Origin of the sequence: Sphingomonas sp. TZW2008 (assembly GCF_002117915.1) — a bacterium.
GTDB lineage: Bacteria > Pseudomonadota > Alphaproteobacteria > Sphingomonadales > Sphingomonadaceae > Sphingomonas.
This window is the reverse complement of the sequence record NZ_BDJB01000011.1, coordinates 1-18780: the sequence shown is the minus strand read 5'-3', so window position 1 is coordinate 18780 and position 18780 is coordinate 1. Positions and strand designations below refer to the sequence as shown.

At 61.3% G+C, this 18780-nt stretch carries 16 protein-coding genes; 8 read left to right on the top strand and 8 right to left on the bottom strand.

Annotated elements, in window-relative coordinates; all coding sequences use genetic code 11:
• Window positions 1-662: 662 nt before the first annotated feature.
• From B7L05_RS13620 to B7L05_RS17885, 4 genes are all read right to left on the bottom strand, one after another.
• The gene (locus tag B7L05_RS13620) at window positions 663-914 is read right to left on the bottom strand and encodes a hypothetical protein (protein WP_085810840.1); all 252 of its coding nucleotides are present in this window, start codon (window positions 912-914) and stop codon (window positions 663-665) included.
• A 196-nt stretch (window positions 915-1110) separates the two neighbouring features.
• Window positions 1111-1392, bottom strand: coding sequence for a hypothetical protein (locus B7L05_RS13615; RefSeq protein ID WP_085810839.1), 282 nt, complete (start codon window positions 1390-1392; stop codon window positions 1111-1113).
• 256 nt (window positions 1393-1648) lie between these two features.
• Window positions 1649-2293 (bottom strand): hypothetical protein, encoded by a 645-nt coding sequence (locus B7L05_RS13610; protein ID WP_085810838.1) that lies wholly within the window; start codon window positions 2291-2293, stop codon window positions 1649-1651.
• A 114-nt stretch (window positions 2294-2407) separates the two neighbouring features.
• On the bottom strand, window positions 2408-2530 hold the full coding sequence (locus B7L05_RS17885; protein ID WP_375601265.1) for a hypothetical protein: 123 nt from the start codon (window positions 2528-2530) through the stop codon (window positions 2408-2410).
• 15 nt (window positions 2531-2545) lie between these two features.
• Here B7L05_RS17885 and B7L05_RS17495 point away from each other — a divergent pair, with 15 nt between their 5' ends.
• Window positions 2546-2950, top strand: coding sequence for a hypothetical protein (locus B7L05_RS17495; RefSeq protein ID WP_085810837.1), 405 nt, complete (start codon window positions 2546-2548; stop codon window positions 2948-2950).
• A gap of 514 nt (window positions 2951-3464) precedes the next feature.
• Window positions 3465-4025 carry a hypothetical protein gene (locus B7L05_RS13595; protein WP_085810836.1) on the top strand — a complete coding sequence of 187 codons (561 nt, stop codon included), beginning with the start codon at window positions 3465-3467 and terminating at the stop codon, window positions 4023-4025.
• A gap of 446 nt (window positions 4026-4471) precedes the next feature.
• On the opposite strand, the gene B7L05_RS13585 is transcribed toward B7L05_RS13595, so the two are convergent.
• Window positions 4472-5290: a DNA/RNA non-specific endonuclease gene (locus tag B7L05_RS13585; RefSeq protein ID WP_179187224.1), complete on the bottom strand. Its 819-nt coding sequence runs from the start codon at window positions 5288-5290 to the stop codon at window positions 4472-4474.
• A 242-nt stretch (window positions 5291-5532) separates the two neighbouring features.
• Window positions 5533-6990, bottom strand: a complete 1458-nt coding sequence (locus tag B7L05_RS13580) for an alpha/beta hydrolase domain-containing protein (RefSeq protein ID WP_085810833.1) — start codon at window positions 6988-6990, stop codon at window positions 5533-5535.
• 379 nt (window positions 6991-7369) lie between these two features.
• Between B7L05_RS13580 and B7L05_RS13575 the strand changes: the two genes are divergently transcribed.
• From B7L05_RS13575 to B7L05_RS13555, 6 genes are all read left to right on the top strand, one after another.
• Window positions 7370-9460 carry an amidohydrolase family protein gene (locus tag B7L05_RS13575; RefSeq protein ID WP_085810832.1) on the top strand — a complete coding sequence of 697 codons (2091 nt, stop codon included), beginning with the start codon at window positions 7370-7372 and terminating at the stop codon, window positions 9458-9460.
• A 200-nt stretch (window positions 9461-9660) separates the two neighbouring features.
• Window positions 9661-11118: an integrase arm-type DNA-binding domain-containing protein gene (locus B7L05_RS13570; protein WP_085810831.1), complete on the top strand. Its 1458-nt coding sequence runs from the start codon at window positions 9661-9663 to the stop codon at window positions 11116-11118.
• A 176-nt stretch (window positions 11119-11294) separates the two neighbouring features.
• The gene (locus tag B7L05_RS13565; RefSeq protein WP_218776022.1) at window positions 11295-11699 is read left to right on the top strand and encodes a response regulator; all 405 of its coding nucleotides are present in this window, start codon (window positions 11295-11297) and stop codon (window positions 11697-11699) included.
• An 88-nt stretch (window positions 11700-11787) separates the two neighbouring features.
• On the top strand, window positions 11788-14217 hold the full coding sequence (locus tag B7L05_RS13560; RefSeq protein WP_085810830.1) for a PAS domain-containing protein: 2430 nt from the start codon (window positions 11788-11790) through the stop codon (window positions 14215-14217).
• Between the two features lie 766 nt (window positions 14218-14983).
• Window positions 14984-15457, top strand: coding sequence for a hypothetical protein (locus tag B7L05_RS16965; protein ID WP_144037292.1), 474 nt, complete (start codon window positions 14984-14986; stop codon window positions 15455-15457).
• Between the two features lie 611 nt (window positions 15458-16068).
• Window positions 16069-16446, top strand: coding sequence for a hypothetical protein (locus B7L05_RS13555; protein WP_085810829.1), 378 nt, complete (start codon window positions 16069-16071; stop codon window positions 16444-16446).
• 327 nt (window positions 16447-16773) lie between these two features.
• On the opposite strand, the gene B7L05_RS13550 is transcribed toward B7L05_RS13555, so the two are convergent.
• Both B7L05_RS13550 and B7L05_RS13545 read right to left on the bottom strand, forming a co-directional pair.
• Window positions 16774-17331, bottom strand: a complete 558-nt coding sequence (locus B7L05_RS13550; RefSeq protein ID WP_085810828.1) for a hemerythrin domain-containing protein — start codon at window positions 17329-17331, stop codon at window positions 16774-16776.
• 410 nt (window positions 17332-17741) lie between these two features.
• Window positions 17742-18688 (bottom strand): IS630 family transposase gene (locus B7L05_RS13545; RefSeq protein ID WP_144037291.1). Its coding sequence is split into 2 segments (ribosomal slippage): window positions 17742-18352 and window positions 18352-18688, totalling 948 coding nucleotides; the frame shifts between segments, so codons are not numbered across the junction.
• Window positions 18689-18780: the final 92 nt, after the last annotated feature.

The following is an 18780-nucleotide window of genomic DNA, read 5'->3' as shown; positions in this document are numbered from 1 at the left end:
CTGGATAGCACGTTGCCTGGGAAAGTGCACCATCGGATATTCGGCCAGACCGACTACTCCTGACTAATGCCAGGTCCGTAGCTGATCTGTTCTGCGCTAAGTTTTGCAAGCCGCTGTCCTTCTGAACCGTTTTGCCACCTCTTCCAGCGCGTCGGATGTGATATATATCTGGTCAGGATCGCACGATTGTATGCGAGAGCAACGCGCAATTCGTGGCATGACAACCTGGGCTCTTCGCCCGTGAGGTATCAGCTATGGCTAAGAGCCAGCAGAAGTCGAATAAAGAGATCCGAAAACCCAAGGCCGAAAAGGTGAAGACCAATGTGTCCAAGCCATCAACCAAGCTTGATCCGGTGAAGATGGTTAACATCAAAAACTAGATTACGCATAAAGCATGCGCGGCGTACGCTGACGTGCTCGCGGCCAGCTGTTCAATCGATGTGATTGGCGGTTATCGACGGGTACCCAGCGGAACGTCCGTAAGCGATGAACATACAGATCGGACGAGCGACTTGGCCTCTGCGACCAAGTGTTCGGCATTCGCTTGAAATAAGCGCCACCATCGCTTTCGCTCTTGTTAAGACGGCGGCTTGCAAGCTTGCCATCCTCAGCAGGTGCGCGACGTCATGTGCTAGGCTCGCAAGCTTGCATAGGCGGCCATATCAGTCGCTCCCGGCATCCGGATCGATGTCTTGCCCTGCTTTGGCGAGCTTCTCCACCTTATTCGGATCATCGTCATCGATCTGATCGTCCCCGGCCAAATTCTGTTGATGTAGCGGCTTCTGATCGTCGTGCAGGTGATCATCGTTCGCGCCGTTGGACGCACTACTTTCGTCTTCACCGCCATTGGGGTTGAACGGCCGCTTCGCGGAATCATCGTTCGACGGCATCTGATCATCATTTTGGTTGGGCATGATTTTTCCTTCGCACCCTCAACGGACCGATCCCCTTGTCGGGCCCGTTCGCCAGCCAAGATTAAAGCGAACAATTCGAGATAGCATGTCCGCTTTTGGGCGTAAGCGGCCTGCCCGCTATCAGAGAGTTGCAGCGCTGAAAGCTGCCGGCCTGCTTTCGGGAAACGGTGTCAGCGGGCCGGGCCACGTGCGCAAGTCACTGACGTAACCAGTCGACGTCCGTCGAGAACGGGTCGGTGATGTAAGGGTGCTCGGCTCTGACTATCTCGACTGCTTTTGCGATAGCCTGGCGATCAGCGCCTCTCGTGTTTGGCGCGACACCCCAGTTGAACCGCACGTACTTCCAAGTCGGGTATCGCTCGATCGTGCCGATGCGCTGATGCCACGTAGCCTCGCTGGCGTGCGTCACGCCAGCCAGCAGATGCGCGAGCAGATCGCGGACCTCCTCGCCAGTGGAAGGAGTAAGAACCGAAGCCACGAAGAGCTTACGCGAACCGTTGGAGTCGGGTTGCGACGTGCGGCCTGTGGAAGCTGTGGATAAGTAAGCGTGCGAAGGGCGGCGCGGCTAAATCACAAAGCCGCCAAATAGCAGTAGTCCGAATGCCCACAGGGGCACCCAGACCCATGGGCTGTCGGTTTCGTAATTCCAAAGACGCTTTAGCAGGTTCATATGAAGAAACCCCGCGCCCTGCCGACCTACGAGACACCGCAAGTTGTCAGGGCGCGATCCAAAGTCAGATTTTCGGCTTCGACGCCACCGCTGGCGTAAGCGCAGGTGCAGCAGGCGCCGGGGCGGCAGAGATCGGCGCACTTGCCGGCTGCGCGGCCAGAGGCGCAACGGCGCTAGCAGCCATGGTCACCGGGATGTCCTCGCCGATGAAGCCAGTCACAGCGGTACCAACCGGCAGCTTGGCGCTGGTTCCGGTAGTGAAAAACCCGGCAACAGGGATCAGCGCCACCGCAGCGATCACCCCGCCGGTACCGGTTACGCCCTTGTCGTCGAACGTACCGGTCATGCGGATCTGGCGGCCGCCGACACTGACATAGAGCATCTGTGCGGTCAGGTGACCTGACTTGCCCCACATGCCCTTGTTGCGCACCTCGGTGATCTCGCCGACTGCAGGCGCGCCTGCGGGGATAACGACCTGGCCGTTGACCATGACAGGCTCGGACACTTCCATATTGAAGTGCTGACCGACGCGGAGAAGCTTGCCCTTCGTGGTTAGCTCCTGGCTGAGCTTCAGCGGCACCTTCGTGCCAACCCGCAGCGTATTATCGGCAGCCGCCGGCGCCAGCGTAGCGATCGGTGCCGCAACCTGCGCCTGCGCGGTGACGGCAAAGCAAAGCGCGCACGCAAACGCGCCAGAGCGAATAATCATTGAATCCTCCCCTTTCGACTCGGCGCCCCCCGCGCCAAGTGCTGGTGACATCGGAGAATTATTTCGCGCGACGCGTCAAGGCGTTGCCGAATCCAAGTCGCCCCAAGGCGGGCGCTAGCAAGCGCCTCGATTGTTGGAGAGCAGCTGTTCGTGCTTCGCCGCGATCTTGCGAAACCGTGCGACGCCGACATGGTCCCCGGCCATAGCCAGCGCACCGATACGTTCGGCGATCCACATCGGCGCCATCATGCCGTGCTGCCGCTCGATCGCCAGCGCTTCAGCCCATCGTTCCTGATCTGGCGTCATAAAGCTAACCTATACTGCCTTGCCGCGACGGAGAAGCTGGGTCACAAAGTTGCGATGCGAGAGTTTGTTCTCCTACCCGTTCTTATTGCCGCTGCCATTTGCGCCATTCCACTACTCGGGCTTGGACTGATTGCGCTTGCTGTTGTGGCGGTGGTGGTAATCACGTGGACGGTGATCGAAGGCTTGTTGGTCTGGACCGGCGTGAGACCGTCCGTCGAAGCTGTCGAAACAGCGCCTTGGTATGAGGAAGACATGTTGTGCTGGATCATGGCGGAAGAGAAGCGCGCACTAATCGCTGCTGAAGAGGCTCTGGTCGCGTCATCTGCGGGCGATCTCAACGAGCGACATTGACGACAGGCGAGACCCTTTGACCGGCTTCAAATGCTGCATCGCTGGCCGCGCCAGTATCTTTGCCACTTCAAGACTGTGCCTGTGCGAACCATAGCGCAGGACAATTCGCTATAACGGGGTGACGTGCACCAAGCGGCGGTTCTCAAGCCTTTTCGTTTACCAAGTGAGCGGCAGGTAAGCGTCGGCGCAGTCACCAAAACGTGGCCCTCGCGCGATCTGCGATGGGCGTGCCAACAAGCTTTACCAGGGCGTCTCGAGCAGCCCCTGCGCTCGCGTTGGGGCACGGCTGATTGCTGCGACAGGTGCCGTCCATCTCACGTGCGGCTATGTCGGACAGACGAATGCGCGGGCCCTCTGCGCACCATAGCGGGCCATCCCCATCCCAGACCCGTGTTGGTGTGCAACGGAACGTGGTGCCGGGCGGAACTGCGGCAGCGGCAAGCGTAGCTAGGATCACGATCATCGCGCACCCCTGCACAACTTCTCCAACATCACCAGCCCTTACGTTCTGGGTATGTTCCGGTACTTCGGCTCGATGGTTGGGCCGCCGAAAACGATTTACGACCTGCGGAAGATCGACGGCGCGATCCGGATCGTGTGCCGCGGGTGCGAGCGGAAGACCCTCCTTGATCGGGAGGAGTTTATCATGCGCCGGAGCGTCGGCGCGTCGAGCGACTGGGCGGTGATATGCCGGGAGCTGAACTGCCCGCAGTGCTCCAGCCGTGACGTGAAAGTACAGATCGAGGCGTGCGGCCAAGGTCTGCCCGAGCTTCGTCGGCGTCGCGCAGCAATGATCACGATCGAGTTGGCGCTCCACAACTTGTTGCGTGCGTCGTTCAGCGGCTCGCGCAAGGCAATCCCGGTTGAGGAGGTGCGGCTCGCGCTACGAGCGCTATACCCCCACCTGCAGGATCGGAGCGTCTTTGAAGGATACTGGGCAAACTACACGATCGTCGATCCAAAGCCTTGGGGCAACAGCCCAATGAACTATTACGAGGACATGGTCGCCCGTCTGCTAAAGCAGGGCTACCCGGTACCAGCGGAGCTGCGAGCGGGTGTATGGGCTGCCACTTGACTGGATGTCGGCCCATGATCGCCTTGGCGCCCGATATTATTAGGTCAGCCGGCACTCTGCGCAGTGCGGTGTGACAGCAACCGGACGGTGAAACGGCTGGCGAAAAGTGTTGTAGGTGTAACGACCGCCAAAGCGACCAAGCTTCCGATCAGGACGTTGCCCGGCGACTGGTCATCTACTTCCATCGTCATCATCCAGTACACGAACGAAGAGCAAATCAGCGTCGGCAAGGCAAGCGTCCCCAACGCTATCGATAGAGCGTTACTCTTCGTGAATAGGAAGCACACGGCAGAGACAGCGCTTGCAATCACAAGAGCTGCAACGATGATACAGGTAAGCACGACTAATACGACGAGCATTGTACGTTCTTGCAGGCGACGGCCAGTGTCCGCAAGTGAGCGGGAACCAAACGTTGGCTTACGGCGCCTAAACCTTGGTCCCGACGTTTACCGCGTCTCAATCCGCGCACCTTCCGGCCGCACAGACGCCGCCTGCTTACACCCCAGCTCGCCATCTAGTGGCCGCCACGTCGTGGGCGCGCCCGGTCCAGGGAAGAGCACCAGACGGGCGCGAAGCACCACCTCCTCTAAAGGCGCGCGCATGGCGCAGTAGTCCGCGCCACGCTGTGTCTGCTGGTCGAACAGGAACGCCGTCAGCCGCCCGTCGGCGGTGGCCACCACCTTCCAGTAGCCGCTCGGTACCCGGTGCAGCGCCGGCCCGGCCGGCAGCGGCGCCATCAAGCGCTCGAACAGCGGCCCGGTCACCACGTACACGGCTAGCTTGCCCTTGACCGCCAAGGTGTTCTCGCGCGCCTCCAGCCGCTGCCAAGCGCCTTGGTTCAACGCGGCCGCCTGCGGCGTTATGTTGGAGAGCACGTTTGTCTCGTTCCAGAACGGCGTGCCCGAGAACGCTGCCAGTGGCGCCTGGTGCCCGCGGTCCACGTGCAGCGCCGCGCTAGCCCCGTTGTAATCGTCCTCTTCTAGCGTCTCGTCTGGCGCCAGCGCGGGGTCGACCGCCCAGTTGCGCTGCTGCGACGGGCCTACGGTGTCGGGCGTGACACGGTACGCCACCCAGTCGGCAAGCTTGGTCAGCGGGTTGCTGGCCAGCGTGTAAATCTCCCGCACCACGATGCCGTCGTTAGCGGGCGCGCCGACCGGGCAGCCGTGCAGGCAGTGGAAGGTGTGCAAATTGGCGTTGTCGGCCAGCGCGGGCACAGCCACCAGAAAGGCGGCCAGCCTAAGCACGCCGCGAAGCGTGTGTCTCATCCTTCGCCACCTCAAACAATACTCTATCATCTCGCGCGCAGTAACAGCGCTCCACGTGACCGCCGGATTTACGGCCGCCGCCGGAACGCCCACACGAGGGACGAGAAGCTGCTCACCAGTGCCGCCACGGCGAGCAGCAGAGGCGCGTCGACCTGCATCATGTGCGACTCCCTTCTCCGCCTCAGGTAGCGCTAAACAGCCGTGTAGGACAGAACGTTTAGGGAACGTGAGCTAAGCGGATGCTACGGCCCGGCCTCTCTTGCGTACGAGCCAAACGCGCGGTCGGCAGCCATGCCAATCCGTGCCGCCTCTGCTTCCACGTCGTCGGCTAGCAGCCAACCCCGCCTTACTTGTGCTTGCAGCAAAGAGGCGACCCGCTTCCGATAGTCGTCAAGCAAGCCGTACCGTTCCCGCAGCTCCGCTGAAGAAAAAGGTGCCCAGCCACCGAAGTTGCCACACACGTCGGTGATGGAGCGCGTGCCCACTGGCGAGATCGCTGGCGGCACCGGTCGGCCAAGTGGTAGCGCCGCCTCCGCCATCGGCACGCCACCCACGGGCATGGCGTCACCGTCTACGCGCGGCACGAGGATGTTCTGCCCGGACAGCAGATTGATAGGCGCGATGCCAGGCGTAACCAGGTCAAAGGCGTGCTCCGCCGGCAGCTTTCCGGCCGCAATCTCTCGCGTACCGATTGCGCCGAGCAACGCCGTGAGGAGAGCCCGCACGTATGCCGCGTCGTTTAGCGGATTGAGCGGCGCAGGCACGCCACCGTTGCAGCGCAGGGTGCCGAAGATGAGCGCGTCGGGGTACCCGCCGGCCGGTGCGTGAGCTGCCGCCACGGCGTAGCGGCGTAGGCGGGGCACTCCGGGCGCCGCTGCAAACACGCTGGCCCGCAAGCGGTAAAAGTCAGTGTAGGCGGCCACGTCCACCACCATCGGATCGCTGCCGGGACGTGTCAGCAGCTGCGCGGGTGTCAGTGGCACTGCGTCAGGCAGCGGGTAAGGTGCCTGCGGCCCGCCGGCCGCCGCGTGATTGACAGCGAGCACGTTGCCAGTGCCGTTGCGGGTAAACAGGCCTTGGTACACCGCCTTGTCCGTTGCCGGATCGCGGTTAAAGCCCTCCTGCACCAGCGCGTTGGCCATCCAGGCGCTTTGACTGATGCCCATGAGTACGCGTCGCCGGAATGTTGGCAGCGGACCTCGGTTGGCGCCTTCACCAGCTAGCATCCGGCCGAAGTCGCGCAGGATGACGAGCCCCACGCCCTGCGCGGCGGCCGGCACGTCGGCGGCAACACCCGCCTGCCAGGCCACGCGCGCGTATGCCACGCCAGCGCGGAATGGAAAGCCGTTGCCAAGGCCGGCCGGGTACCGCACGTCGGACGGAGCCACCGCCGCGCCGGCGGCAAAGCCAGTCAGCAGACCAAGGGCGGTTGGTCGCCCGCGGTTCTCCACCTCCACGATGACGGCGTCGGTAAGGGCCTGGTCGACGGGCGCGATGACCTCGAAGGGTACCGCGTAGGTCAGCGCGGTGCGTCCGGCCAACGCGACAGGCAGGCCCGCCACGTCCTCGTCTGCGGCCACCGTGCCGTGCACTAAGCCGTGGTAACGTCTAAATGCGTTGCCGCCGTACTGTCCTACGTCCTCTCGGCCTAGAACCTCGACCCGGGTCACGCCGCTGGCCTCGGCCGCGCTTGCAAACATCAAAGCCCCCAGCGTTATGGTGATGACGAGTGTTCGACAGAACGTATGGCGCGCCTGCCTTCGCCAACTTGCCGAACTCTTATCAGTTGGTTCCAGCATGCTTGAGTTCGCCCACCTAAATGCGGGCTGCATGCGCTCGCGAAGGGCTCGCCCGCAATAGTGCCGGTGTCCATATGTGCGACCTTAAGCTGCGATGTATTATTCGGCAGTTCGAGTGCGAGCATCGCCGGCGTGCGGGACGTATTTTACACAACACGCCCGAGGGCTCGACGTCGAGCAAAGCGAAGCCGAGCATATGGGCTTGGCCACTCACCTGTGAGAGGCGTTGCGTCGATCCGCGCGGCTTGGCAGTGTCGTGAGAGATCTGGGGGATTTTACCATGCGCCGTCGCCTGCTCGCGTCCTTACTCGCTGCTGCCGCCATAGCGCTACCCGCTGCCGCGGGAGCGCACGACGCGCAGCCGCAGAAGGCGGTCACGACGGCGGGTCCTGCGACCAAGGAGCAGTTGATGACGCCGCCCGCCGGCGCGCGGCATTTCACGATCAGCTCGGTTGCCGGGAAACACGGTGATGTCTGGTCATGGAAAACGCCCGACGGCAACATCTCCTATCGCATGTCGATGTCGCTGCGTGGCTGGGTCACTGAAACCGACGAGGTGGTGACGCTCGGTCCGGACAAGCGGCCGATCAAGCTGGCGATCCGCGGGTTCACCGATTCCGGGGACGCGACCGAGAATTTCAGTGTCGACAGCGCCGGGGTGGCGCGGTGGAAGACTGCGGTCGATGAAGGCTCGGCACCGTTCGCCGGCAAGCGCTACAACACCTACGGCGGGCCGTGGCTGGCGGGTGAGCATGATATCGAGGCGCTCGTCGCAGCGGGTCCTTCGGGCGTCGATCTGCTGCCGCGCGGCCACGCCACGCTCACGATCAAGAAGCCGGTTGAGATTAATGGGCCAGCTGGCAAGAAGACCGTAAAGCTTGCTTACATCGAAGGCTTCGGCTTCTCGCCGTCGCCGGTGTGGCTCGATACGGACAATCGCTTCTTCGGCAATGCCGGCGTCATCTCGCTGCTGCCCGAAGGCTTTGAGGCGGCGGGGCCCAAGCTGAAGGAGATCCAGGACGCCGAGACAGCGGTAATGGTGCGCGATGTCGCGCGACGTTTCCTGAGCCCGGCCAATCGCACGCCAACGCTGATCGATCATGTGCTGATGTTCGATTCGGTCGCCGGTACCTATCTTCCCGACCGCGCCGTGCTGGTGCGCGACGGCAAGGTCGCGGCGGTCGGCGCTGGCGGGTCAATCAAGGCGCCTGCGGGCACGGTGACGATCGACGGGCGCGGCAAGACGCTGACGCCCGGGCTGTGGGACGCGCATCGTCACGTCGGCGGCGATGATTGGAACCTGCTGCAGAACTTGGCCACTGGCATGACCAATTATCGCAGCCCCGGCTCGATGATCGACGAGACGCTAAGCCTGATGAAGCGCCGCGCGGCGGGCGAGCTGCTTGCGCCCGACGGCAAGGTCTCGATCATTATCGACCGCAAGGATCCGCTCGCAGCACAGGGCGCGCTGACCGTCTCGTCGCCCGAGGAGGCGATCGCGGCGGTGCGCAAGATCAAGGCGGCGGGCATGTGGGGGGTGAAATTCTACACCTCGATGAACCCCGCCTGGATCGCGCCAGCAGCAGCGGAGGCTCACAAACTGGGCCTCCACGTCCACGGCCATATCCCCGCCGGCATGCGCCCCCTCGAAGCGGTACGCGCGGGGTATGACGAAATCACGCACATCAACTTCATCATGATGCAGGCGATGCCTCAGGCGGTCGTCGACAAGGCCAACACCGCGGCGCGGCTCGAAGGACCGGCGAAATACGGCAAGGACGTCGATCTCGACTCGCCCGAGATGAAGGCATTCTATGCCGAGCTCGCCAAGCGCAAGACAATCATCGATCCGACGCTGACGGTGTGGGAACCGCTCATGACGTCGGACGGGAGCGCAGTCGCCCCTGAGTACGCGCCGTTCGTCGACATTGCGCCCTCGGCGGTAGCGCGCAGCTGGAAGATCGCGGGCTATCCGCTGTTCGACGGGCTGACGCGCGACGATTTCCGCAAGAGCTTCGCCAAGATGGTCGGCGTGGTCGGCAAGCTGCACGAGGCTGGCGTGCCGATCGTTGCAGGAACCGATGGCTGGGGGCTGGAGCTCGTACGCGAGCTCGAACTCTATCAGGAAGCGGGCCTGAGCAACGCAGAGGCGCTGCAGACGGCGACGATCGTTCCGGCGCGGATGGTCGGCATGGCCGAGACGACCGGCTCGATCGCGGCGGGCAAAAGCGCCGATCTGATCCTGGTTGATGGCGACGTGTCACAGAACCTCGGCGCACTGCGCCATGTGCAAACCGTGTTCCTTGATGGCTACAGACTGGATGGTTCGGAATTGCGGAAAGCAAGCGGCCTTGGCGGGATGCCGCGCTGAGGTTGCGTGCATCAGCACCAGCGGTCAGCAGACCGCCCGTGCTCATGCTCCTGCCGGACTTAAGCTGGTGCGGCATTGCCTAAACATCCGCACGCCCCACCAGCGATATATCGATCGCGGGCGACGCTTTTTTCCCGCTATTTGCAAAGCCCTTGAACGAGGCCACGAGCGTCGTGTGCGTAACGGAGTTTTGAGGCTCGATGGCTCTCAGGGACGAGGATTTGCGGGATGCGCGTCCCGGTCAGAAGTTGTACGCACTTGACGACGAGGCCGGTCTCTACCTCGTTGTCACGCCGAAAGGCGAAAAGGTTTGGCGCTTTCGTTTCATCTTCAATGGCGAGGATCGGATCCTATTCCTCGGCCGCTATCCGGATGTCAGCCTGGCGGACGCGCGGGGTGAGCGCGACGTCGCGCGCGCGTTCTTGCGCGATCGCAGAGATCCATGGCTGGAGATGCGCAAGCGTCGACGCGAGAGAGAAATCCCGGCCGGCACCTCGGCACCGGATGTCATGGCAAACGAGGGAAAGCTGGAGGAGACAGCGCCGGAAGAAACTCAAGCAAATTTACGCGCACGCGGCACACCCCCGCGCATCGTTCTCGGGCCGAAGCTGTTCGGTATCAGCGGGCGACACATCACGCTGTTTGGCCCGTCGATGCTGCAAAAACGTGAGCGCGCGGTCGGACAGGAGTTCTTTGTTTTGTCTCAGGACGAAGCGGGGCAGCCGCTGGCGCGCAGCTTCACGGCCGCGGTCGATCTTCCTGTCGATCGATTAGGCTCAACCGCCGTTCTGAAGCTCACAAGCCGCGCGACAGACCCGCTAGAAATTACCTTCCCACTTGCCATCGGTAAATCTGATGCAACGAAGGTTGGCTCGCCAATTTTTCTGATGATCGGCGACTCTACGACAGCGGGTACGCAGCAGGTTATCGGCAACATGCTGACGAAAACGGCGGTGACGCCGACGTGGATTGGAACACGTCGATGGGACGGAACGACGATCGACGGCGAAGGCCGGGCAAGCTGGCGCGCCGTCGACTTTATTCATGCAGACGACAAATACGGCCCGCTACCGCCGGGTGACGAGCAAGCCGCCCGCGCGAGTGCGACCGATGATCGCAACCCATTCATTCGCGCCGCAACCGAAGCCGATGATCCCGCGATCGTGCGCAACGGTCACGTGTTCGACTTCCGATTCTACCTCGACCGGTTCGGTTTCGCGGATCCGACTGCAGTGACCATCGCGCTCGGCATCAATGACATTGGTACGGACGGCCTGATGACGGGGGTGCAGAGCGCATCGACGGCGATCGCCATCATTGTCGGCCAGATCAAAGCGGCCGCGCCTGCCTGTCGTATTGGGCTGGCAGTCCCAATGATCGGCAATCATCAGACGTACAATCATCACTGGGAGCTCGGTCTTGCTCCTTTGCTGCTCGATCACCTAAGCCGATATGCGGCTGACCCGCAGGTCGACATCATCAACACGCACGCCGCTATGCCAGACCGCCTGATTTTTCCGACAAAACCGATAGAGACTGACACCGTCACCGGCCAGTCTATCGATCGGCCGACGGATCGCACGCACGCGACAGCAACGCCGATCGGCGCGGCGCTATACGCGGAGCAGATCGTCGCGTTCTTCCATGCGATGGCCTGAGGCACCGAGCGACATCATCAGCCAAGTTTTGGAACGGCGGCGGCGTGATAAATCGATCATCTGCCTGCTCCCGTTCCACAGTGGGGGGATTGGCCTGCGGCAGTCTCGATTAGGGTAAGTAGCTGATAATGTGATTGTTTCTACGACGCGAGTGGAACTCGGCCGTCAAGGTAGCGTTGAGCGAAGTCGGTTATCGAGTAGGCGACGTGTTGACGCGTAAAGATCGCAGTATCCTGATTGTCGAGGACGAGATGCTCGTCCGGTTGGTAGGTTCGGACATCCTGTCCGATGCTGGCTACGAAGTAGCCGAAGCTGAGACGGCCGAGGAGGCGTTGCAGTTTCTCGAAAGGCACGGCGAGGTGGCGGTGCTGTTCACCGACATTCGCATGCCAGGCAGTATCGATGGTCTAGCGCTGGCGAAGATCGTCCACGAACGTTGGCCCTCGATCAAGCTTCTGATCACGTCGGGCGACACGTTCCCTTCCAAATCGCAAGTACCTGACGACGGGCAATTTATAAGGAAGCCATATAGCGTCGACCAGCTTCGGCGCGAGATCGCCGCGCTCGTTCAAGACGCATGACCAAAGCCCTGCGTGCGGACTGACATAAAGATGGACCGCATTGATGCAGTTGCTTTCGTGCCGCACGTCGGCTCGCTAGCTTGGTCGCATGGTTGAGCCGACATCTTTTTCTGAAAATACCCCGGCCTTCCTACGCGTCAAAGGTGAGACAGCCGCCTTGATGCGGTCGCTGAATGCAGCCAATTCACCGCTGGGCGCACCGCAACACTGGCCCAATTCGTTGCGAACAATCGTCTCGTTAATGCTTGCGTCCAAGTTTCCAATGTTCGTTGCATGGGGCCCGGAGCTCGCCTTCATCTACAATGATGCTTATGCGGTGATTTTGGGCAACAAGCATCCCCATGCGATGGGTGCCCGCTTCGAGGACATCTGGCGTGAGATTTGGGCCGAGATTGGCCCACTCGCGCGCCGAGCTTTGGCCGGCGAGGCCACTTGGCTCGAAGATCTCCCGTTGCTCATGGATCGGCATGGCTTCGAGGAGCAGACGTACTTCACCTTTTCCTATTCCCCGGCGCGCGACGATGACGGGGCAATCGCCGGCGTATTTTGCGCCTGTACGGAGACCACCGAGAAAGTTGTCGGCGTACAAGCGCTTCGCGAGAGCGAAGCGAAGCTCCGACTGGCTACCGAGAGCGCCAAGATCGGTACCTGGGATTGGGATATGCGGCGGGTCCGCGGGTCTTGGTCGAAGCGCACGATGGAGATCTTGGGCGTCGAGGACGGCGGTGAGGTGACGCCCGAGCGCCGTAACGAGACCTTGCATCCGGAAGACCGAGTGCGCGTGTGGCAGGAACTTGCTGAAGCAATGTCGTCCGGCGACGACCTGATCAGCGAGTACCGCATATTGCGGCCAAACGGCGAGGTGCGTTGGATTGCATCACGTGGCGCCATCGAACGAGACGTCGACGGCCTGCCGTTGCGCTCGGCCGGCGTCGTTTTGGACATCACCGACAATAAGATAGCAGAGGCGGTGCTTCGCGAGAGCGGCGCGGTGGCTGAGCGCGAGCGTCTGTGGAGCTTGTCTCAGGATATGCTTGCCCGCGCCGATTACAACGGGATGATGTCGGCGGTTAGTCCAGCCTGGACGCGCATTCTAGGCTGGAACGAGGCAGAGTTACTATCGCGCGGTTATGCGGCCTTCATGCATACGGAGGACGCGCCTCCGACGCTGGCAGCGATTGCGCATATGGCCGCCACCGGGAAGCCCACCCGGTTCGAGAACAGGATCGCGACAAAGGATGGCGGCTGGAAGCCGATCGAATGGACCGTCGCGCCTGAGCCCGACGGGCTTAACTTCATCGCGGTTGGTCGCGACCTAAGTCACGTCAAGGCACGTGAAGCCGAATTGCATGCGGCGCAGGAAGCCCTACGCCAGGCGCAGAAGATGGAAGCGGTAGGCCAGCTGACTGGCGGCATCGCGCACGATTTCAATAACCTGCTCACAGGCGTCATCGGCTCGCTCGACATGATGCAGCGCCAGATCACCAAAGGTGAGACCAGCAAGATCGAGCGCTACGCGACGACGGCGATGACATCAGCCAATCGCGCGGCCGCGCTCACCCACCGCTTGCTAGCGTTCTCGCGCCGTCAACCGCTCGATCCCAAGTCAGTCGACGCGAACCGCCTCGTCAGCGGCATGGAGGAACTGCTCCGGCGAACGATTGGCGAAGCCATTTCGCTTAAGATCGTGACGGCCGGGGGCTTGTGGCAGACGCTGTGTGACCCTCATCAGCTCGAGAGCGCCATTCTCAACCTCACGATCAACGCCCGTGACGCGATGCCCGAAGGCGGCGTGCTCACGATCGAGACCTGCAATGCGCAACTCGACGATGCCTATGTCGCGCGTCAGCGCGACGTCAAACCAGGGCAATATATCTGCATCTGCGTGAGCGATACCGGCATCGGGATGACCGCCGACACGATCGAGAAGGCGTTCGAACCTTTCTTTACGACCAAGCCGATCGGTCAGGGCACGGGACTTGGGCTATCGATGATTTACGGCTTTGCGCGGCAGTCTGAAGGCTATGCTCGCATCTACTCGGAGGTTGCTCAAGGCACCACGGTCAAGCTCTACCTGCCCCGCTATTATGGCGAGCTTGACGGTGCCGAGGAAGATCATGGCGAACTGACCGACGACCATCGCGCCGCAGCCGGGGAAGCGGTGCTGGTAATCGAAGATGAAGCGGCTGTGCGCGATCTCGTGGTCGATGTGCTCGAGGAGCTTGGCTACCGCGCCATTGAGGCCGCGGACGGGCCTGCAGGACTTGCCATCCTCCAGTCGAAGGTACGGCTCGACCTGCTGATCACGGACATCGGACTACCTGGACTGAACGGCCGCCAGGTCGTTGACGCCGCGCGTCAGCAACGGCCCGACCTCAAGGTGCTCTTCATGACCGGCTATGCCGAGAATGCCGCCGTCGCCAATGGCTTCCTAGAGCCGGGCATGGAGATGATCACCAAGCCGTTTGCAGTGGAGGCACTTGCGACCCGCATCCGCGACATGATCGAGGGTTCTTGAACACCCGTTAGCAACATCTGCCGCCGCCCGGGTGCGTAAAGCTCGAGCAGCGAGCCGATAGATCGCCGTCTCTGCAAGACGAACGAACATCTGCTCATGGCAATACCGCAGCTAAACGTTTACAGTTGTGCTACGCATCGTGCGAGTGACCAAGACGCGGTTTTAACGCTCTCATAAAGCGCGACAGTGATCAATTTGACAAGATCACAGCTGGTTCTGAGCGGCACCTTCAGAATAGCGTTGACGCGTCAAGCCTCTACCCTCCGAGCGCTGACCGCCAGCGTTGAACCCGATCACCTCGCCCGCGTTGCCGCACACCGCACGTTCGTCGAACGGAGGTTCGCCCCCCCTTGAGGCTCACGATCAGATCGACGCCTGCCTGCCGTTCGGCGCTCTCTCGCGTCGCTATTCGCGCGGTATATTCGACGGCGCTGACCCGGGATCGCTGAAGGTAGCAACGCCCGGAGCCAATGGCTTGTCGTCCATCGTTCAAGCCGCTCTGATGTAGGTCGATCTCACCGAGTGACTGCCAGATATCCGCGCGACGCCCTGCCAGTTTCTTGCCGGTGGTTCGCTGTTTATCCTCCGCTATCGCCGTTCGGAGGGCGCGCCTTACGCGGCATGAAAAGTCGGTGGTTCGGCAGCCGGCTCGTCACAGATCTGATGCACGACACGCTCTGCTTGTCTCGCTTCAAGCCACCGGTGTAAGAAGACCTGGCCTGCTATGCGATTGACATGAGACAGTGATCACTCCAGCTTTTTTGCCATGGAAATTTGGTCGTCACTGTCGAGGCTGCTGCTTGGGGAGAAAATAGAAGACGGCAAAGGGCGTCGCCTCCTTGAACGCAACTGGTGGAAGCTCGATAAAGCGTTTCCCCTAGCGACCGGAGGCGGGGTGACCATTGTGGGTGAAAGTGCCTGCCAAAATGTCTTTCAGCAGATTATTGGTGGTAGGTGGCGTGATGGTGTATATTGGCAGGCAGTCGCTCAAATATTAGCGAGTGACTACGATGATTCTCACAAAAGCGCGGTAATCGTCACGATCGATGGTATGTCAGCGGGCCAGATCCCTGAGCAACACGTTTCGGCCTTTCGCGCTATCATAAGCGAAGCAGAAGCGGATCGATTGCCTGTTATTTGCAAAGCGGTGATTACAGGCGGCTGCGAAGAAGCCCGGAAGGTGACAAAATACGGGTTAACGTTGGACGTGTCCCTGCCACTACAAAGAAAAATGAAATAGCTCCGTGCTGGGGCAGGTTCTTTGGGCAGCCCCGCCTTGGTGCTCGTGTTGCAACCCTCTAAATAGCGGCTTGTGCCACCAAATTTTTTGAACCAGGCTGGCCCAGCGTTTCTCCCTGAATCGCAACCTGGTGCCTCGCTCAACCCGAAGCTGGGCGGGGCACCTTCAATCTTCAACATCACGGAACCAGCGGCTGCTCGGCGCTTTGATGCGGCGCGCGAAATAAGCGCGAGCATGACTCTATCCTGCGCCCCGCCTTCTCCCTTTTCAGCGGGGCGCTTTTTTTCGAAACAATTGTAAGAAAATTCGCTTCTGCTGGCGGTGCAAAGCGTACACGATTGTTGCGCAGCGATAGCGAGTCGGCTGCGGAACAAACTATGGCCTGCCAACTCCTCTGAACACGGCATGGCGGGCCAACTTTTCACGTCGGATCTCACTCGCCCATCGTCGAATATGCTGCTTTTCGAACGCAGCGCGAGCGCTGCCCTTAGGAAGCAGCGTATATCAAGTTGGCCGATTGCTCCGAACGTAGTTCAAGATCTGAACGGCTGGAACTCGCATTATGCCGGCATCGTTCGGACAAGGTCCCTGCGAAACAGACGGGTAGCCTTATGTCTCTGACCGACACCATCAAAGAAGCCACCGGCATCGCACCCGATCCGAAGAAGGAGCGCACGCTCATGCTCTCCAAATTAGCTCATGCTCGCCGCGCTTATGAGGAAAAGCGCCATGACCTTCCTGGTGCTGGATGGATCGCTGAAAACGAGAACGGCAGGGTCGCTTTTTCGCCGACCCGCCCTGATGGACAACAGCTGGTAATCAACGGTCAGTCGGTTACGTTCTGGAACGCTGATGATGTAACCAGGATGCTCGACGCTTTCGAGATAGCGATTACCGCTGGCGAGCTAGATCCTCAACTTATCGGGTTAACTCCCGCCGGTCACTCCCTTCCCCTCGATCGCATTATGCCTCCCTATAGCGGGCACTAAGGCAGCCTGTCACAGCCATCAGCCAGTCCGGGCGTGGTGCTGTAGCGGTCGAGTTTAGGAGTTCGGTCGCGAGGAACTTTCTGGTCTGTGTCAGCTTCTGAGTGCCACGCACGCGCGGCAGCGCTTCGTGCCGGTTATGGCAACAGCCCGTTTACCGATGCGCACGACCGCTACGCGGATGCGGCTCGCAGATAAAGTGACATGGTCGTGATTGCTGATCCTCGCTCTGGGGTGCTCGGTTGCGTTAGATACGGCTTCAGGAGCGTTCACCTCGTTGTGGCGTGTAGAATGCCACACGTAGCCTCCGGCTCGAGCGCTCACAGCGTGTCAAGCCAGCTTGAAGCCTTCTTTATTCATCGCGGCTGTGACGTGCTTGTTCTGCTCGTCAGATAATTTCCTGCGAAGCTTAGGGAAAAGGTCACTCTCCTCCTCCCGCATATGAGTTTCGATCATGGTGCGGAATTTCTTTACCTTAGGCAGCCAGGCTCGATCGTCCTTTGCTATCTCGGTCAATTCGAAGAAATACTGCTTAACGTAGCCATGCTCGTGGTTGAGGTGGTCCGCAGCCTCCGTAAACCCGTGATCGCGCATCATTGCATAAATCACATTTTCTTCTTGAAACGCATGTTTGCCGACGGCGTGCTTTAGTTGAGCAAGCAACGCCGCTCGCCGGCCGGTCGCCTTGTTGTCAGTGCGCTCGATTAGATCAAAGATCTTGAGCGCAGCAGCGTGTTCTGCGGCCAGTGCAGCGTCCCAGTTGCTGGCAAGAACCGTCGGGCTTTGAACGGCCGCCTTTCGGACGAAATTGGCGGCAAGGCCTACTGCCAGACCCGCCGCGGCTCCCATTGCGACCGATTGGCTGAGATTGCTCGCTTTCGCTTCCATGCCGGTCCTGTGCACCCCCTATGTAACGCCGCAACGACGTCCGAGCCTTCCTGTCCCAGTCGGAGGACCGAACGTGCCGATCGATTCAAACGACTATTTGGGCACGAGCGATGACGGGCGTCAGGGGATGCAACGACAAGAGGCCCGTGCCACGCTGCGGGGGAATCGCGCTTGAGAAATGCTCGAGCGCATCCCACAGTGATCCTTGCGCCTTTCGTACGCCGCTGGGTTTATAGCGCGGGCTCAGCTTGCCAGCTCTGGTGGCACGTACGGGTGGATGCCGGTAAGCGCGGCCAGATGGCAAACTTCCCTCACACCAGAATCAACCAATCCGAGCCTGGCATTCCTGCAACGCACCTGTTGCTCGCCCTCTTTGTTGTCGCTGTTTGGGGTACTAGAGCAGTTTCCGATCAGTCTGCATCGTAGCCGGCGTTGGCGAAGTAGTTGGCGCACTCCTGTGGTGGGTAGAGGTCGAGGATGCGGCCGATGGCGTCCCACAGGCCGTGGATGGTGCGCTCGGCGGCCTTGCGCAGGTGCGCCTTGAGCTTGGAGAACGCCTGCTCGATCGGGTTGAAGTCGGGGCTGTAGGGCGGAAGGAAGAGCAGCCTGGCGCCCGCCGCTTCGATGGCATCGCGCGCGGCGGGCGCCTCGTGGCTCGACAGATTGTCCATGATGACGATGTCGCCCGGCGAGAGGTCGGGCACCAGCACTTGGCGGACATAGGCAACGAACGCGTCGCGGTTGATCGGGCCGTCGAGCACCATCGGCGCCACCATACCGGTGCGGCGCAGGCCGGCGACAAGGGTGGTGGTTTTCCAGTGTCCGTGGGGCACGCCCGAGCGCAGCCGCTCGCCGCGCCGGCAGCGACCGTGGCGACGCGCCATGTTGGTGGACGCCCAGGTTTCGTCGATGAAGACCAGGCGTTCGGGATCGAGGTCGAGCTGGCCATCGAACCACTCTTCCCGGCGCTTCAAGACGTCAGGGCGGTCCTGCTCGGTGGCGTGCGCTGTCTTTTTTTGCGCGTAATCTGATGCCGGTCGAAGAACCGCCACAGCGTCCCGATCCCGACCGGCGTGCCGCGCTCGGCGAGCAGCACCTGCAACTCGACCAGCGTGATGTCGTCCTTCGCCTCGATCGCGTCCAGGATGAAGGCCGCGTGTGCGTCGATCCGGGCCGCACGGCGGTCGCCACCCTGCCGCTTGGCTGCCGGCGTACCGTGCTGAACGACCAACTGCCGCCAGCGGATCGCGCTTGCGGCACTCACCCCAAACCGCGCTGCCGCAGCCCGACATGACATGCCGCCCGCAATCGCGGCGACCACCCGCTCCCGAAGATCTTGTGACAGCACTCGCGGCATCCCTGCCGGCCTCCAATCCGGCAAGAAGCCTGAATCAGAAAATCGAGCCAATGTGAATCCTCAACGATTCAGAAGGGCCGGAAACCGCTCTA

What these genes read in the sequence shown, in the direction of transcription:
- B7L05_RS13620 (WP_085810840.1), bottom strand. Translation starts at nt 914, where the DNA reads ATGCCCAACCAAAATGATGATCAGATGCCGTCGAACGATGATTCCGCG.
- B7L05_RS13610 (WP_085810838.1), bottom strand. Translation starts at nt 2,293, where the DNA reads ATGATTATTCGCTCTGGCGCGTTTGCGTGCGCGCTTTGCTTTGCCGTC.
- B7L05_RS17885 (WP_375601265.1), bottom strand. Translation starts at nt 2,530, where the DNA reads ATGTGGATCGCCGAACGTATCGGTGCGCTGGCTATGGCCGGGGACCAT.
- B7L05_RS13595 (WP_085810836.1), top strand. Translation starts at nt 3,465, where the DNA reads ATGTTCCGGTACTTCGGCTCGATGGTTGGGCCGCCGAAAACGATTTAC.
- B7L05_RS13585 (WP_179187224.1), bottom strand. Translation starts at nt 5,290, where the DNA reads ATGAGACACACGCTTCGCGGCGTGCTTAGGCTGGCCGCCTTTCTGGTG.
- B7L05_RS13580 (WP_085810833.1), bottom strand. Translation starts at nt 6,990, where the DNA reads ATGTTTGCAAGCGCGGCCGAGGCCAGCGGCGTGACCCGGGTCGAGGTT.
- B7L05_RS13575 (WP_085810832.1), top strand. Translation starts at nt 7,370, where the DNA reads ATGCGCCGTCGCCTGCTCGCGTCCTTACTCGCTGCTGCCGCCATAGCG.
- B7L05_RS13570 (WP_085810831.1), top strand. Translation starts at nt 9,661, where the DNA reads ATGGCTCTCAGGGACGAGGATTTGCGGGATGCGCGTCCCGGTCAGAAG.
- B7L05_RS13560 (WP_085810830.1), top strand. Translation starts at nt 11,788, where the DNA reads ATGGTTGAGCCGACATCTTTTTCTGAAAATACCCCGGCCTTCCTACGC.
- B7L05_RS16965 (WP_144037292.1), top strand. Translation starts at nt 14,984, where the DNA reads ATGGAAATTTGGTCGTCACTGTCGAGGCTGCTGCTTGGGGAGAAAATA.
- B7L05_RS13555 (WP_085810829.1), top strand. Translation starts at nt 16,069, where the DNA reads ATGTCTCTGACCGACACCATCAAAGAAGCCACCGGCATCGCACCCGAT.
- B7L05_RS13550 (WP_085810828.1), bottom strand. Translation starts at nt 17,331, where the DNA reads ATGGAAGCGAAAGCGAGCAATCTCAGCCAATCGGTCGCAATGGGAGCC.